Source organism: Spirulina sp. CCY15215, assembly GCF_016888125.1.
Classification (GTDB): domain Bacteria; phylum Cyanobacteriota; class Cyanobacteriia; order Cyanobacteriales; family Spirulinaceae; genus CCY15215.
In genome coordinates this window covers 16,463-32,981 of the sequence record NZ_JACSWA010000443.1, presented here as the reverse complement: position 1 = coordinate 32,981, position 16,519 = coordinate 16,463, and the positions used below count along the sequence as shown (strand labels likewise).

The window sequence follows — 16,519 nt, the reverse complement described above, 5'->3', positions numbered from 1 at the left end:
CATTCAACAGTTTGCATCTCCCTATGAAGTTAGAATTCCGATGGACAAGTCCTCTAGTTGCGATTTTTATATTAGCGATCGCAGGTGTGCCAATTTATTTACTGTTGCGATCGGGATTTTTTAGCACACCTGTTGAAGAAAGTTCTGCCAATTCTGTATCGGTTCTCGAACAAGAAGAAGTCATTAGTGCTTTGGGGAGAATATCCCCCAAAGATGAAATTATTACTGTGTCGGGATCGTCGGCTTTTCCGAATGCACGAGTTGCGAGACTTTTTGTTAAAGAAGGCGATCGCATTAGACGCGGACAAACCATTGCCATTCTAGAAAATATTACCCAACTTCAAGCAACCGTGGAACAGGCAAAAATTGATGCTAAATTGGTGCAAGCAAGGCTAGATCGCGTACAAACGGGAGATGTAAAACAAGGTCAACTTGCCGCACAAGAGGCAAGAATTGCCAATTTAGAGGCACAATTTCAAGGGGAAGTTGCCATTCAACAAGCACAGATCGATCGCCTAGAAGCAGAGATAAATAGTGCTAGAAATGACTTTGAAACCCTCGCTCCTCTGGCCGAAGATGGAGCAATTTCTCAGGAGTATTTAAACCAAAGTCGCTTACAATTAGAAATATTGGTAGAACAACTCGATGCAGCCAAAGCAGTTTTAAATAAAATCAATGCTACCTTTCCCAGTCAAATTTTAGAGGCACAAGCAACCCTCGATCAACTGCGAGAAGTCCGTCCCGTTGATGTTCGTATTGCACGCACAGAACTGGAAAGCGCGATCGCGGCTGTTTCTCGTGCAGAAGCGGATTTAGCCTTAGCTTATATTCGTTCTCCCCTTGATGCACAAGTATTAAAAATCAACACTTTTGCAGGAGAAAGTATTAGAAATGGCGGTATTGTTGAACTGGCTCAAACCCAGCAAATGTATGCGATCGCCGAAGTTTACGAAACCGATATTGGCAAGATTCGTCCTGGTCAAAAAGCCATTATTACCAGTGGCATTTTTCCGAGGGAATTGTCAGGAATAGTAGAAGCGATCGGTTCGCAAATTGGCAAAAGAGATATTTTGAGTAACGATCCCACCTTAGATATTGATGTCAGAATTATCGAAGTTAAAATTCGCCTTGAACCAGAAGATAGCCAACAAGTTTCTCATTTTATTAATTCCCAAGTTGAAGTCAAAATCTATATTACCGAGTAATTTATGTTTAGTTTACCTTTAAAAAAGTTGGAGAATCATAAATAATGTTGAAGCAACTAATCCTCAGTTTTCAGAAAATACCCATCGCTTTTTTGCAACTCCAACATCAAAAAAGCCAAACTTTAGCGGCGATTCTGGGGATTGCTTTTAGTGTGGTTTTGCTCTTTATGCAAATTGGTTTTTATTCTGCTTTTTTAGATGGTTTTATCGAACTTCCCCAAAGTTTTCAAGGAGAAATATTTTTATTAAATACATGGTCGAGAGAATTTCTGACAACTTTTACCTTTTCTTCCCGTCACCTCTATCAAACTCTAAAATTTCCTGAAGTTGAATCTGTGACTCCTATTTATAGAGGGATGGTCTTTTGGCGCAATTCTCAAGATAAAACCGTATTTCATCGCGGTATTATGGTGTTGGGAATACCTTTAGATTCCGATGCGATCGCCTTACCAGGAGTCAAGGAAAATCTCGACAAAATCAAAGCCGAAAAAATGGTTCTCTTCGATCGCAAAGCACGACCAAATTTAGCTTATATTACTCAAGAATTTCAAAAAAATGGCGTAGTCGTGTCCGAGATTAATGTGCCTGGTTCGGGATTATTTCAAAAAATACAGGTTAAGGGATTATTTGAACTCGGCGCAAATACGACCATTGATGCCAGCTTGATTGTGAGTGAATCGACATTTTCTCAACTGTTTCATCGCAATCTGAATGATATAGATTTGGGGATTATAAAACTTAAAGAAGGTACAGATATTAATAAAACAATTGCCAAACTACAAAAATATTTACCGTTAGATATTAAAGTTTATTCTAAACCCGATTTTATTGCTTATGTAAAAGAGTTTTACGAACACGGAACTGCAATGGGAATTATCTTTCGCTTTGCTTTAATTGGCTCAATTGTCGTGGGTATCGTGATTTTATACCAAATTCTTTATCAAAAAGTTTCTAAACATCTGCCAGAATATGCTACGCTAAAAGCGATCGGTTATAGTCATCAATCTTTGGTCATTATTGTTTTAGAGGAGGCATTTTTACTGGCATTTCTAGGATATATTCCTGGCTTAATTTTGTCTGTATTGGTCTATGATTTTCTCGCCAAATCAACCAGTATGTCCATTTTTATGCAGTTTAATACGGTTCTCAGCGTTCTCTTGCTAACCTGTGGTATCTGTTTAATTTCTGCAAGTTTAGCCGTACAAAAACTGAAAGAAGTCGATCCTGTTGAAATTTTTAGTTGAACTTTATGTTAGAAACAAACATTTTTGAAACCAATATTGTTGAGATTGATTGCCTCAATCATTATTATCAGGAAGGCGGACAAAGAAAGCAAGTTTTATGTGATGTGAACTTGGCGATTCAGTCCGGAGAAACCATGCTTTTAACTGGGGAATCTGGCTCTGGTAAAACAACTTTACTCTCCTTAATTGGCTGTTTGCGTTCTCTTCAAGAAGGTAGCCTAAAAATCTTCGATCGCGAATTATTTGGCATTAAAGAAACCAAACTATTTAAACTTCGCCGTCATATCGGTTTTATCTTTCAACATTTTAATTTGTTGGATTTTATGAACATCGAGCAAAATGTGCAAATCTCTCTGGAATTACAAGCTGATTTTTCACCAGGAAAAGCCAGGAGAATGAGTCGAGAAGTTTTAGAGAAAGTTGGACTAGGGAATAAATTTCACGCTTATCCGAGGCAATTATCAGGAGGTCAAAAACAGAGGGTTGCGATCGCCCGTGCCTTAGTGCATTCCCCGCAATTAATCTTAGCAGATGAACCCACGGCTGCTTTAGATAGTAAAACGGGTTTAGAAGCGATCGAACTGATTCAAAATCTCGCCCGAGAACAAGGAAGTGCTGTTTTAATTGTTACTCACGACCAACGTATCTTTCACGTTGCCGATCGCATTTTTCAGTTAGAAGACGGTCGTTTAAGAAAAGGTTATAATGAACAAGCAGCCCTCGGATTATCGGAATTAACCGAACGAGAATTACATCGGCTGGCGACGGATTTTAATTTTAAAGTTCGCACCTATCAACCAGGAGAAATTATTGTTCGTGAAGGCGATCGTGCCCCAGAATTTTATATTCTGATTCAAGGTACTGTAGAGGTTTTTCAGCAGTTACATAATACCCAGAAAGTCATTCTCAATCGACTCCAAAGAGGGGATTATTTTGGGGAAATTGCAATGTTAATGGGACAGCGATCGCCAGCTACCCTACAAGTTGTTTCTAGCACTGCTGTCAAAATTCTGGTTATTAACCGGAAAGTCTTTCTCGATACGGTTTCCAATTCGGGATTAACGAAAGCTGTGTTATTACAACAAATGTTAAAGCGCTTGAAAATATCGGCGAGTTTAAATTAATTTTGTATTAATTGTTCTCTGTAGCGATCGCAAAAAGGCAAAAAAGGTTAAAATCTAGAATACCATCATCGTAGACCAAACTAAGGACAAGGAGAGAATCAAACATGACTGGATTACAAAACATAGCTCTAGGTGCGGGGTGTTTTGCGATCGCGTTTATTGTCAGCAGTTTTATAGAATACTGGCTACACCGATTGATGCACTATTCTCAATCTATTGGTAAGCGCCATCGAGATCATCACAAACGCAATGAAGGACAAGGAGTAATAGGGGAATTTAGGGATTATATTAAGGGGGGATTTCTGGTGATGTGTTTGCCCTTTTTCATTTCTTTTCCCATTGGACTAGGTTGGCTTTTGGGTGCCGTCGTTTATGCCGCTTTTTCTGCTTATGCCCATCAACTACAACACGAAAATCCCACAAAATGTTTCTGGATGAAAATGCCGGTTCATTATGTTCACCATAAGTACAATCAATGGAATCATAATTTTGGTTTAGCGGTAGATTGGTGGGATTATGTTTTTGGTACTTATAAGGCTACAGAATGGCTGACGGATGAAGAATTAAACCAACAACCCAGGAACTATTTACAACTCCGTTGGTGGTAAGAAATGCACGGAGAATAACATATTTCCCCTGCGTCTTGTAACGACGCGGGGTCCGATTTCTGGTCTAGTGGTCTGTCATACTCAAAATGACGAGTATAGCTCGATCCGCCAGGGATTGAAATGGGTGCATCTCAGTTTTGTAAAAATAGCGAGCAAGATGCTCACACTGCCTGTATAATAGGGTCAAGTGTATCCACTCTTTTTTTGAGGCCATGGTACAACAACTCCAATCTCTCTCCATTGAAGACGAACTTCTTTATCCTGACAGTGACGGTAAACCTTTGGCTGATAATACGATCCAATTACGTTTAATTTTCACGATCAAAGGGGGTCTGGATGCTCTCTTTAAGGACAGAACTGATGTTTTTATTGCTGCGGATCTCTTCTGGTATCCGGTACGATTGACAAAACAGCAAGTTTTAGAACAAGAAGAACCCCAAAGACAAGCACCAGATGTGATGGTGGTATTGGGACGACCCAAAGGAGATAGGGGGTCTTATATGCAGTGGAAAGAGGATAATATTGCGCCGCAAGTGGCTTTTGAAATCCTTTCTCCTGGTAACAAGAAGAAGGATATGGACGTTAAGTTTAAGTTTTATCAACAGCATGGCATCCAAGAATATTACTTGTACAATCCGAAAAAGAATCGGCTACAGGGATGGTTGAGAAAAGGGAAGAAGTTAGAAGAAATTTCTCAAATGGAGGGGTGGAAAAGTCCACTTTTGGGGATAAGATTTAGCACGATTGAGCAGGATTTGGTATTATTTCATCCTAATGGGGAGCGTTTTGTGGATTTTGTTGAGGTGGTCGAACAACGCGATCGCCAACAACAAAGGGCTATTCTCGCTGAAGATGAACGCGATCGCCAACGACAAAGAGCTATTCTCGCCGAATCTGACTTACAAAAAATGAGAGATCGTCTTTTACAATTAGGAATTGATCCTGATTCCCTTCCTTAATTTCTAGAAGTGCGATCGCCTCATTAAATAAGTTAAATCAGAAGAAAATAGAACCCGATCGCCAGAATTATTGCGAAGAAGGAGAGAGAATACTTTGGCGAACAATATCGCCATCTTTAAGGGGTTTAGCGCTATTAATAACAAAGCGATCGCCGTCAGAAATACCCGAGAGAATTTCTACTTTTCCATCTACGCGATCGCCGAGAAAAACCTCTCGCGTCGCCACCCGATCTTCCCCTTGGAGGACAAATAAAACTCCTTTTTTATCATCTAATTTGTCGTCTTCTCTTTTTTGTAATGCTCTTTCAGGTATAATAATCCGAGGTTGTTGTTGGGGGGCAAAAGTAACTCGCGCTAGTAAACCACTACCAACGCGATCGCCAAAATTAGGAAATGTCACCTCAACGGGAATTTGGCGAGAAGTGGGGTCAGCAACGGGAGAAATGCGGGTTACTCTGCCAGGAAAATTGCGATCGCCAAAGGCATCTAATTGCACATTAACAGGTTGTCCCACCCCAACCCCCGACAAGTCCAACTCCGAGAGAGGCACGATCGCCTTGATCTGACTAAAATCACCTAGTTTAAGAACTTCTTCTCCGGCGGTTACTAAGTTCCCCGGTTCGCTAATTCTTTCTAAAACTAGCCCATTGATGGGAGAATTTAAACGAGCGAAGGTTTGACGCTGTTGTTCTCGTGCTAAAATCGCCCGTTGTGCGGCTAATTGTCCTAAACTGGCCTCAATTGCTCTTTCTTCGGTCTTAATGTTCTCTCGCGCTGCATTTACGGTTTGTTCGGCAACTTCTACCGCAGTTTGAAACAGTTCTGCCTCTCGCTGAGAAACCGCCCCATCTTTGGCTAGTGTTGCATAGCGTTCTGCATCATTTTTCGCCTGTTCCCATTCTATTTTAGCTCCTTCGAGTGCCGTGCGAGCATTGTTCACTTGAGTGCGCCCTCGTTCGATCTCTGCATTAAAAGCGGCAAGTTGTGCCTCAGCTTCGTTAACGCTGGTGGCTAAAATACTATCATCCAATCTCGCCAAAACCTGCCCCCGACGAACGCGATCGCCGACATCAACCCCCAAAACCAACAATCTTCCCTCAACTTGGGAACGAAGGGAGACAATTTTTAGGGGTTGAGTCGTGCCAATATATTCGATAGGATTGGCTAAACCGCCCGATCGCGCTATCTCTACATTTACCGCGATGGGTTGTCCGTCTTCTTCTTGTTGGGGTTGCGATCGCGCTGCATTTTCCTCTTTATTGCCACATCCTGTCACAGAAATGAGAAGAGGAAGAATTAATAAGGCGATCGCATGGCTGAGTTTTGGCATAATTGTCACTGGCAACTCTCATTTAATGTACTCGATCATCCTTCATAGCGCATGACTCCCACGAGAGATTGTAAATCAAAATCGCGATCGCGCCCACTCAAACAGACTCCAGAACTGACAACGGTTAGATCCAGTTTATCAATTGCGGAACTGTGTAACTCTCCGTTGGCGGTTCTCCATTCGACTTGCCAATATTCCCCGCGATCGCGAAAATGTTCTAATTGCCCTCCTCCTTGTTGCAAGGCTTCTCGCAGACGATTTTCGCCATTTTCGGTAATAGGTTGAGTTGGGTTGCGATCGCGTCGGCGATCGCGGGGTCTTTGACGGGGCGATCGCCGATTTTGTCTGGTTTCCTGCACTGCTTGACGGTGCTGAATTTGGCGCTGTCCCGCTTCACTGCGCTGCCACGCGATGTTATAAGCAGTTTGCATTTCCGGGGTCATGCCGGCGAAATGCAGGCTATCTGGGGGAGTTTCTTGGCGCAAGGCTTCTCGCAATTGTTCCCCAGTTTGAGGATCGGCACGGCGATCGCCTTCATCAAACCAGCAGATTTTACCGTCAACGCGGGCGATAATACTTTCTAATTGTCCGCCATCATTGACAAGATGAACGGGGATGGGTTTAACTATCCCAAAACGCTGTTTCATATCCGACTCATTCACGGGATAAGCCAGCCAAGTTTGCCCTCGTAAAGGATAAAGCAAGCGCAAACGAAAAGGTTTTAAAAGCTGTAAATATGTAGCAAGTTGAGGTAAATTTGGTTCATCGATCGCCTCGGCAACTTGGCGATCGATCGGCAGAAAAATGCCCCAGCCTTCAAAATCTCTCGGGCGAGTTTCAAAGGTATAAATGATATTGCCGATCGCCGTGCGAACTTTTCCTCCCCCAACACAAGGGGCAAGAAATTCGCGATCTCGCAATTGGTCTTCTTCGGCGGCCAGTTGGTTAATAAGTTTGTTAATATCAGTCATGGGCAGAAAAAGAGCAACGGCACTTTTCCTAATTGTAATCTAAAAAGAAAAAAGATGCTGCTCTTTTTCCCGATTGATAATTAATCATTGATAATTAATCATTGAAAATGGACTGGCAAGAAATTTCCGGAAATTGGCTAATTATTCCCGATAATACAATGGGAATCGTTCATTTTTTGGGGGGTGCATTTATTGGCACTGCCCCCCATTTAACCTATCGTTGGTTGTTGGAAAAATTGGCAGAAGCGGGTTTTCTCGTTATTACAACCCCTTGTTTAAATACTTTCGATCATGTTGCGATCGCCAGAGATGTTCTCAATCGTTTTGAGACGATTCTCGATCGCCTCTACTATCGTAAAATTGTAACCAATCGTGCCTTACCGATCTATGGTGTGGGTCATAGTTTAGGCTGCAAACTGCATTTGTTAATTGGCAGTTTATACGAAGTCGAACGAGGAGGAAATGTTCTCATTTCTTACAATAATTTTCCTGTTAATCGTTCGATTCCTTTTGCAGAACAGTTACAATTAACCCCCACATTCAATTTAAAATTTACTCCCTCTCCCGAAGAAACAAACGAGTTAATTGCCCAAGATTATCAAATTCGGCGCAACTTTTTAATTAAGTTTAGAAAAGATACAATCGACCAAACCTACGATCTACATCCAGTTTTACAAGCACGCTTTCAAGAGATGGTTTCTTTACAAGTTTTACCTGGAAATCATATTACACCGATTAACCAAGAAATTAATTGGCAAATTGGCGAAACTTTTACCCCGATCGATGCGATCGCCCAATGGTTTAAACAGGAAACAACCAAAGATTTACAACGACTTAAACAGGAACTTATTCTCTGGTTAAATCCTTGTTATAAAATTGCTGATAAAAATTAAGAAAAAGAGATAAAATCTACTCCAAAAACTTCAGCAAAGGCGATTACAATATCTTGTCGAACAGTTTCAAATTGAAGATCGGGAAGAAATTGAGATAAACTACCAACGGGTTTATCTGGAATTCCACAAGGAACAATGCGCGAAAATCCTTCTAGATCGGGACAAACATTTAAAGCAAAACCGTGCATAGTAATCCAGCGTTTTACCTTAATGGCGATCGCCGCGACTTTATACCCTTTTATCCAAACTCCAGTTAACCCTGAAATGCGTTTTCCCTCCAGTCCATATTGAGCCACAACGCGAATAATTACCTCTTCCAACTGACGCAAATACCAATGTAAATCTTGTCGATAATAGTGTAGATTTAGAATAGGATAAGCAACCAATTGCCCAGGACAATGATAGGTTACTTCTCCCCCTCGTTCCGTGCGATATAGTTCCCATTTACTCCTTTGAGGATCGAACTTTAAAAAGTCCTCACTGCTTCCGGTTCCCAAAGTATAAACAGGAGGATGTTCTAATAATAATAGTACATCATCAAGTTCTGGATTTAGCAATCGTTCTGCGACCAGCGATCGCTGCTGTTCCCAAGCGACTTGATAGGGAACTAAATCTTGTAATTTAACGTAACATTGGCGCATTTTTCTATTATTGGGTATTGTTGGGTTTGGAGACCAAACCCCTACGGGAAAACAAAAATGAGAAAAATTAGTTTTGGTTTACTCTGGCTGGGATTTATCGCTTATGCGTTTCTTTTCGCACCCCCCGATCGCCCAGACACCCTCGATTTAATTATCAATCTTTCGACAGGTAATTGGCAAGGCATTAACCCGATTATTGTTGCTTTATTTAACATTATGGGAATTTTGCCCATCGCCTATACTGCCCTAATTCTCGCCGATGGAAGAGGACAGAAAATCCGCGCTTATCCCTTTGCGATCGCCTCCTTCGGATTAGGTGCATTTGCCCTTCTGCCTTATTTTGCCCTTCGAGAAACCAATCCTGATTTTAAGGGAAAAAAAGACTTTTTACTGAAGATTTTTGATTCTCGCTGGTTGGGAATCTCACTCACCCTCATCGCCAATATTTTAATTGCTTATGCTATAGTCTCTGGAGATTGGGGGGACTTTATCCAGCAATGGCAAACCAGTCGATTTATTCATGTGATGAGTCTTGACTTTTGCCTGTTATCTCTTCTATTTCCTGCTATTTTGGGGGATGATATGAAAAAGCGAGGTAGCAAAAATCCTCTCATCTTTTGGGCAGTCTCTCTTATTCCTCTCTTGGGAACATTGCTTTATCTCAGTTTTCGGACTCCCTTGCCTCAAGAACAAGAAACAAACAAAATTGTGACAGAAAACCCCATTGCACCAGAGTCTTAACCCAATCTTTTTTCACGGACTTAAATTACCATAAAAGAATCGTATTGTCTTGAGAGCAAATAATGTCATGCTGGACAAGCTACCAGGTAAACGTATTTCACTGCCCGACCAATTTACGGGAGTAGTTACAGTCGAGTCAGTAGAGGACATTGACGGCACGATTTTGATGAGAGTGCAAACATCAGCAGGAGAGACAAGAGACGCGATCTTAGAACGATCGCAAGTGGAAGAACTTCTGACACAGCAAGAAGCGATCGCCGATACCCTCGTGGATGCAGACTCGTTTTTCTTGTTCATGGAGTCGATCCGGATCAAAACTGCCTTTGAATACGATCCCCATTTTGCCGTAAGTTTGAGCGGAGTGCGACCCTTACCCCACCAATTGGAAGCCGTGTATGAGCGGATTTTGCCCCAGGTGCGTTTGCGGTTTCTCTTAGCCGACGATCCAGGGGCAGGTAAAACGATTATGGCAGGGTTACTCCTGAAAGAGTTGAAACTGCGTCATGCGATCGATCGCATTCTGATTCTAACCCCGGCACCCTTGACCATCCAATGGCAAGATGAACTCAAAAGCAAATTTGCAGAAACCTTTGAGATCGTCAATTCTGGGTTAGTTAAACAGCAACTCGCGGGCAATCCCTGGGAACGATTTCGGCAATGTATTACTTCAATTGACTTCGCCAAGCGCGATGATGTCATGCCAGGCATTCTCCAAGTAGATTGGGACTTGACCATCATTGATGAAGCTCACAAGTGTTCGGCTAAAACCCAAGGGGATGATTTACGGCGAACCGGTCGCTATCGGTTAGCAGAAGAATTGTCTAAAAATAGCGATCGCCTGCTCCTGTTGACCGCAACACCTCACCAAGGAGATGTGGATCAATTTCATAATTTTCTGCGGTTACTCGATCCCGATCTGTTCATCTCCAATGAAGTCAATCCCGAAGTCTTAAAACTCAAAGATAGCCCCTGGTTCCTGCGTCGTATTAAAGAAGAACTCCGAGATTTTCAAGGACAGAAGCTCTTTAAAGAACGTCATGCCCGTACCGTCCCCTTTGAGCTAACGATACCAGAGCAAAGTCTTTACGATGAAGTGACCCGCTACATTAACAAATATCTGGGGAAGACCAAAGGACGAAAAAAAGCAGTAGTCGCATTAGCACGAACCGTCTTACAACGACGTTTGGCCAGCAGTTTAAATGCAATTTCCAGTTCCCTGCAAAGGCGGCAGAAACGGTTTAGAGACCTGCTGGAAGAATTGCGAGAGTTAACTCCTGGAGAGCAACAGCAGCGATTGCGAGAAATGGGAAAAATCGTCGATGTGGAGCAATCCAGCGATGATTACGACGACGAGGAACTTGATGAGGCGATCGCCGACTCCACCGTTGCCGAACATCTTGCCGATATTCAAGATGAATTGGTCGTTTTAAATCGCTTAGTAGACAAAGCCCACGCCACCATTGCCCTAGGAGAAGAAGCCAAACTCAATGCTCTGCGAGATTGTCTCAAAGGCAGTGAATTTGATGAACTGCAGCAAGAATCCGGGCGGTTGCTCATCTTTACCGAACATCGGGACACCTTGAACTATTTACGACAGAACTTAAAAGATTGGGGCTACACGGTGTGCGAAATTCATGGCGGTATGAATGTTCATCAACGCAAAGAAGCCAGGCGCGATTTTCAGTACAACCGACAAATCTGTTTAGCCACAGAAGCCGCAGGAGAAGGGATTAATCTTCAGTTCTGTCGCTTGATGATCAACTATGATTTACCCTGGAACCCAAATCGGTTAGAGCAACGAATGGGACGGATTCACCGGATCGGTCAACCCAGCGCTGTGTATATTTTTAACTTCGCAGCGATCTCAACGGTGGAGGGACGGGTTCTGGAAAAACTGCTGACAAAGCTCGAAGAAATTCGCAAGGCTATGGGGGACAAAGTATTCGATGTGATTGGCCAGCTTTTGCAGCTAAATGGCATTAATTTTGAGGAAATGCTCAAGGATGCCACCTACGGACCAGAGGAGGAAGGGTTTGCCCAAGAGTCTATTAAGCGTCTCGATCCGACTCGATTGGAAGAATTGCAAAAAGCAACGGGGGTGGCCTTGGCCACGTCCCATGTAGACTTGGAACAGGTACAGCGAACCAAGCGAGAAGATTATCGTTCCGAAGAGCATCGCTTGATGCCGCGTTATGTAGAGGAGTTTTTCCGGAGAGCCTGCGACTATCAGGGGGTAAATTTGGATGTACGAGCCGATGGGCTATGGCGGGTATCCTACCTCAAAGAAGAGTTTCGATCGCCTCACCTGGAAGCAGTACGACGGTTAGGGGCAATTGAGAAGACCTATCCCAAGCTAACGTTTTATAAAGAGCAGCTAGATACCGCCAAACACGCCGATGCTGAGTTTATGTCGCCAGGTCATCCTTTGTTTGCGGCGATCGCGGAACGCTTGGATCGTCACTTGGCGGAAACCGTGGGATATCGTTCGGCGCTATTTGTGGATGCAGATACTTTGGAACCCTACCGCATTCACTTTTTTACCGTGGCGGTGGCGGGTCAATCCCTTCGCGGTCAGGAGCAAGAGGTTCGCATTCGCTTATGTGCTGTGGCTCAATGGGATGAGGAGCTAAAATTAATTTCTTCGGACTGTCTTCATGATTTTGCCAATGCTTCCCACTTAGATTGTCCCTTGCGATCGCCTACCGTTGCCGTACAAAAACAGGTCGAAAACTGGCTGAAGGTTAATGTACAGTTCACTCTGATTAAGGAGGAGCGCGAAAAGCGTCAACGGGAGTTATCTATTCGGCGAGAATATTTAGACAAGGCTATGACGGAGACAATTAAGGCTTCCCAGCGCACTCAAATGAACTTAGCGGCTAAGGTGGCCAAGGGGGATGAGAGTTTTCGCATTGCCCGAGATAAGGCGCAAAATAAGGTGCGATCGCTGCAAGAACGGTTACGAATGAAAAGGAAAGAATTGGATTATCTCAAGATTTTGCGTCCTGGACGGGTGACATATTTGGGGACGGCGTTGGTCTGTCCGGCTCCGGTGACAAGAGAGGGAATGCGGAACGATCCTGAAGTGGAGGCGATCGCCATGGCCTATGTGATGCAGTATGAGCGCGATCGCGGTTGGACTCCGGAGGATATCAGTCAGTTACGGGATGGCAGTGGCTTTGATATTCGCAGTTTAGGAGCGATGGATACTGCAACTCAAGAGCAACCTTTACGACGGATTGAGGTGAAAGGCCGCGCCCAGTCTGGCCAGGGGGTATCTTTAACCCGCAATGAATGGCGCAAGGCGCAGCAGTTGGGGGAGTCGTACTGGCTCTATGTGGTCTGGAATTGTCGGGGGACTGAACTGGAGTTATTGACAATCCAAAATCCGGTGGGGGTGTTTGCAAATCAGGTGCAGGAGGTGCAGGAGGTGACGCGCTATCTGGTCAATGGGGAATCTCTGGCTCATTATTGTCGGGATAATGTCCTATAATTTTCATAACTCATATCAATCAAAAAATCAAAGGATGATGAGAAAAGGAAGGACAATCTCTACATATACGGGTGCAGTGGTGGTCGAGCAGATCGATCGAGTCGCGAAGTTAGAGAACCGCTCCCGTTCCTACATCACAGGTGCTGCAATCAAACTGATGGCGGGTCTACCTCCTTTGGTGTGGTCAGCGTTACTACAACTTCAAGGGCAGGGAAATGATGAGAATCTAGGCATATTGCATCAGGACATTGCGCGGGCTTTCCTCCATTATCAATATCGTCTGGGTCAACGCGCTTTAGAGACTACGGTAGACCCTGATTTTTTAAACGCTTTAACAACGGAGGATGAGATTATCCATGCTGCGATCGCCCTAACCCAAAATGTTTAAAAATGTCTAACTCGAGATAAGAAGAACAATTTAATTACCTCACCCCCAACCCCTAACCCCCAAGAACTATGAACGATCGCCGACTGATTGAAGATTACATTCCCATCAAAGAAATTTCCAAGGAAGCGGCGCGGGAGAAGTCGATCCGGAAGGGGCATATCTCTACCTTACATCTCTGGTGGGCGCGGCGGCCATTGGTGGCGGCGCGGGCTGCTGTGTTTGCGGCGTTGGTGGCGGCTCCCACAAACCACCAGAAGCGCACGGCGTACACAAAGCAGATGATTGATTTGTGCCAGTGGAAAGCGGGGAAAGACCAGATTAAGAAGGCTCGTCTGGCAATTTTGGAGGCACAGCGCGATCGCCTGAATTTGCCGCAAGATACGCCGTTGGGGGATGTGCCGCCGCCGAAGGTGTTGGATATGTTCGCGGGGGGTGGTGCGATTCCTTTGGAGGCGTTACGGTTGGGCTGCGAGACTTATGCGATCGATCTCAATCCTGTGGCTCACATTATTGAGTTATGTACTTTGGTTTATCCTCAGAAGTACGGGGGGAAGTTGGCGACGGAGGTGGAAACCTGGGGGAATTGGGTGATTGAGCGGGTACGAAGTGAGATTGGCGATCTCTATCCTTCGATTAAAGTGGGGGAGGCTCTCACACAAGATTCTGAGCAGTTGGAGTTATTGGAGCAGAAGCAGCAGCAGTTGGGTTTGGCTTTTCAGGAGACTCTTACCCCGGTTGCTTATCTCTGGACGCGGACGGTGCAGTGTCCTAACCCCAGTTGTGGGGCGGATGTGCCGTTGTTGCGGCAAACTTGGCTCTGTAAAAAGAGTAAGAAATATGTGGCGTTACGGGTGATTCCGAATCACGAGACGAAGCGGGTTGAGTTTGAGGTGGTGGAGGCGACGACTGCGAAGGATTTGGGGTTCGATCCGGCGTTGGGGAGTTCGCGGGGAAGTTCGACTTGTCATCATTGTGGGACGACATTTAAGAATGATCATATTAAGACGGAAGGGAAAGCGGGGCGTATTGGTCAGCAATTAATGGCGATCATTTGCACAACTCCGGGTAAGAAGGGGAAAACCTATCTTTCCGCGACGGATTATCAGAAATATATTCCGGATGACAAGGCGATTTTAGAACGGTTGGAAAAGTTGTGTCAGGAAACGGGTTTAACTGTTCCAGATGAGCCAATTTCAATTGAAAATAATCGGAGTTTTTGGGTTACGGAGTACGGTCCAATTAATTTTGGAATGTTATTCTCACCGCGTCAGTTGTTGGCGTTAATGACGTTTGTGAAGTGGGTACGATTGGCACATGATGCACTGGTGCAGCAAGATTATGAGAAAGATTTTGCCAAAGCGATTTCTACTTATTTGGGGATTTTGTGCGATCGCCTCTCCGATTACAATAGTTCAATTACGCATTGGCATAATAGCCGAGAAGTTTTAGGAAATACTTTTGCTCGTCAAGCACTTCCGATGGTTTGGGACTTTGCTGAAATCAATCCCCTTGGTAATGCTTCTGGTAATGTTCAAGGCGCGTTAGATTGGATATTAAAAGTTATTAATCGTGAAGCAAGTAGCGGATCGCCTGCTCGAGTTCACCGATCTTCAGCAATGGCGAATCCGTTAGATGCAGAACTTCTCGATGCTGTGATTACCGATCCGCCCTATTTTGATTCAGTTCCCTACGCCGATCTATCCGATTTCTTTTATGTGTGGTTAAAGCGTTCCGTCGGTCATCTTTACCCCGAACACTTCACCGCCAAACTCACCCCCAAAAAGCAAGAAGCGATCATGGAACCCACACGCCACGGGGGGGATAAAAAAGCCGCATCTAAATCTTATGAAGACATGATGCACCAAGCCTTCAAAGAAGCCTATCGAGTCTTAAAACCAGATGGCATTATGGCGGTCGTGTATGCCCATAAAACCACCTCCGGCTGGTCAACCCTGATTGACTCCCTCCGTCGTGCCGGATTTATGATTACCGAAGCCTGGCCACTAGATACCGAAATGAGTGCGAGATTACGCGGACAAAACTCTGCCGCCCTAGCCTCCAGCATCTTCCTGATTTCTCGCAAACGCCCCAACCAAGCGATCGGCGACTACACCACCGAAGTGCAACCCCAACTGAAAGAAATTGTGCAGAAACGGGTTAAAGACTTGATGCAAGAAGGAGTAAGCGGTGCAGATTTAGTCATCGCTTGTATTGGCGCAGGACTGCAAGCATATACCCAATTCGATCGCGTCGAACTGCCCAACGGTGACGAACTCGATGCCACCACCTTCCTCGACGACGTGCAGAAAGAAGTCCTCGAAACCATCCTCAGCGAAATCATGAGCTTCGATAAACGCGGCATCTCCAGCGTTGATAAACCCACCCAATACTACATCCTCGCCCGCTACGAATATGGAGAGGCGATCGTCCCATTCGACGAAGCCAATACCCTCGCCCGTGGAGTCGGCATCGAACTCGATGGACCCGAAGGATTAACCCAGGGCAAAAATGCCTCCATCGAAAAAACGAAAAACACAATTCAACTGCAAAATTATCAACAACGAGGACAAGATAAAAGCCTCGGTGTTCCCGATATTAGCCCCAGCCAAACCTTTAACCAAAAAAATACCCCCAACCATATCCCCACCCTAATCGACGTGCTGCACCGTCTGCTCTGGTTGCTTGAATACGATCCCAAAGAGATCGACAACTTCTTGCTTAGTGCTAACACCGACCTCGAAAAACTGCGCCTTGTCGCCCAGGCACTTGCTGGACGCGCCCTCACCCCAGAAATAACCCTGGAAGGAGAAATGGCGATCGCCGAAAATGGCAGTAAAAACCGGACACCAGAACAACAGGCGATCGATAAACTGCTGGCCAGTTGGAAACGCACCATTGAAGACCCCGCACGAATTAGAAATTAAC

Annotated in this window: 13 protein-coding genes; 10 read left to right on the top strand and 3 right to left on the bottom strand. The window is 44.5% G+C overall.

Annotated features, from left to right (window positions below; translation table 11 throughout):
• The first annotated feature begins 23 nt into the window (after positions 1 to 23).
• The 5 genes from JUI58_RS13620 to JUI58_RS13600 all read left to right on the top strand — a co-directional run bounded on the left by JUI58_RS13620 (position 24) and on the right by JUI58_RS13600 (position 5,140).
• Complete coding sequence (locus JUI58_RS13620; RefSeq protein ID WP_204104344.1) at positions 24 to 1,205, top strand: ABC exporter membrane fusion protein; 1,182 nt, start codon at positions 24 to 26, stop codon at positions 1,203 to 1,205.
• 44 nt (positions 1,206 to 1,249) lie between these two features.
• Complete coding sequence (gene devC, locus JUI58_RS13615) at positions 1,250 to 2,449, top strand: ABC transporter permease DevC (RefSeq protein ID WP_204104343.1); 1,200 nt, start codon at positions 1,250 to 1,252, stop codon at positions 2,447 to 2,449.
• A 5-nt stretch (positions 2,450 to 2,454) separates the two neighbouring features.
• On the top strand, positions 2,455 to 3,573 hold the full coding sequence (locus tag JUI58_RS13610) for an ATP-binding cassette domain-containing protein (protein WP_204104342.1): 1,119 nt from the start codon (positions 2,455 to 2,457) through the stop codon (positions 3,571 to 3,573).
• 104 nt (positions 3,574 to 3,677) lie between these two features.
• Complete coding sequence (locus JUI58_RS13605; protein WP_204104341.1) at positions 3,678 to 4,181, top strand: sterol desaturase family protein; 504 nt, start codon at positions 3,678 to 3,680, stop codon at positions 4,179 to 4,181.
• A gap of 212 nt (positions 4,182 to 4,393) precedes the next feature.
• Positions 4,394 to 5,140 carry a Uma2 family endonuclease gene (locus JUI58_RS13600; protein ID WP_204104340.1) on the top strand — a complete coding sequence of 249 codons (747 nt, stop codon included), beginning with the start codon at positions 4,394 to 4,396 and terminating at the stop codon, positions 5,138 to 5,140.
• A 67-nt stretch (positions 5,141 to 5,207) separates the two neighbouring features.
• Here the strand turns inward: JUI58_RS13600 and JUI58_RS13595 are convergent, their stop codons facing one another.
• Positions 5,208 to 6,470 (bottom strand): efflux RND transporter periplasmic adaptor subunit, encoded by a 1,263-nt coding sequence (locus JUI58_RS13595; RefSeq protein ID WP_204104368.1) that lies wholly within the window; start codon positions 6,468 to 6,470, stop codon positions 5,208 to 5,210.
• Positions 6,471 to 6,505: 35 nt separating this feature from the next.
• The gene (locus JUI58_RS13590) at positions 6,506 to 7,441 is read right to left on the bottom strand and encodes a hypothetical protein (RefSeq protein ID WP_204104339.1); all 936 of its coding nucleotides are present in this window, start codon (positions 7,439 to 7,441) and stop codon (positions 6,506 to 6,508) included.
• A 107-nt stretch (positions 7,442 to 7,548) separates the two neighbouring features.
• On the opposite strand from JUI58_RS13590, the gene JUI58_RS13585 reads away from it, so the two are divergent.
• Complete coding sequence (locus JUI58_RS13585; RefSeq protein WP_204104338.1) at positions 7,549 to 8,334, top strand: DUF1350 family protein; 786 nt, start codon at positions 7,549 to 7,551, stop codon at positions 8,332 to 8,334.
• Here JUI58_RS13585 and lipB read toward each other — a convergent pair.
• Positions 8,331 to 8,975 (bottom strand): lipoyl(octanoyl) transferase LipB, encoded by a 645-nt coding sequence (gene lipB, locus JUI58_RS13580; RefSeq protein WP_204104337.1) that lies wholly within the window; start codon positions 8,973 to 8,975, stop codon positions 8,331 to 8,333. The two genes, JUI58_RS13585 and lipB, sit on opposite strands and share 4 nt — an antisense overlap.
• 57 nt (positions 8,976 to 9,032) lie before the next feature.
• On the opposite strand from lipB, the gene JUI58_RS13575 reads away from it, so the two are divergent.
• The 4 genes from JUI58_RS13575 to JUI58_RS13560 all read left to right on the top strand — a co-directional run bounded on the left by JUI58_RS13575 (position 9,033) and on the right by JUI58_RS13560 (position 16,518).
• Positions 9,033 to 9,716: a hypothetical protein gene (locus tag JUI58_RS13575; RefSeq protein ID WP_204104336.1), complete on the top strand. Its 684-nt coding sequence runs from the start codon at positions 9,033 to 9,035 to the stop codon at positions 9,714 to 9,716.
• A gap of 67 nt (positions 9,717 to 9,783) precedes the next feature.
• Positions 9,784 to 13,206 (top strand): helicase-related protein, encoded by a 3,423-nt coding sequence (locus JUI58_RS13570; RefSeq protein ID WP_204104335.1) that lies wholly within the window; start codon positions 9,784 to 9,786, stop codon positions 13,204 to 13,206.
• A 34-nt stretch (positions 13,207 to 13,240) separates the two neighbouring features.
• Positions 13,241 to 13,594 carry a hypothetical protein gene (locus JUI58_RS13565; protein ID WP_204104334.1) on the top strand — a complete coding sequence of 118 codons (354 nt, stop codon included), beginning with the start codon at positions 13,241 to 13,243 and terminating at the stop codon, positions 13,592 to 13,594.
• A gap of 68 nt (positions 13,595 to 13,662) precedes the next feature.
• Entirely contained in the window at positions 13,663 to 16,518 is a 2,856-nt protein-coding gene (locus JUI58_RS13560) for a DUF1156 domain-containing protein (protein WP_204104333.1), read from the top strand.
• The last annotated feature ends 1 nt before the right edge of the window (position 16,519 follow it).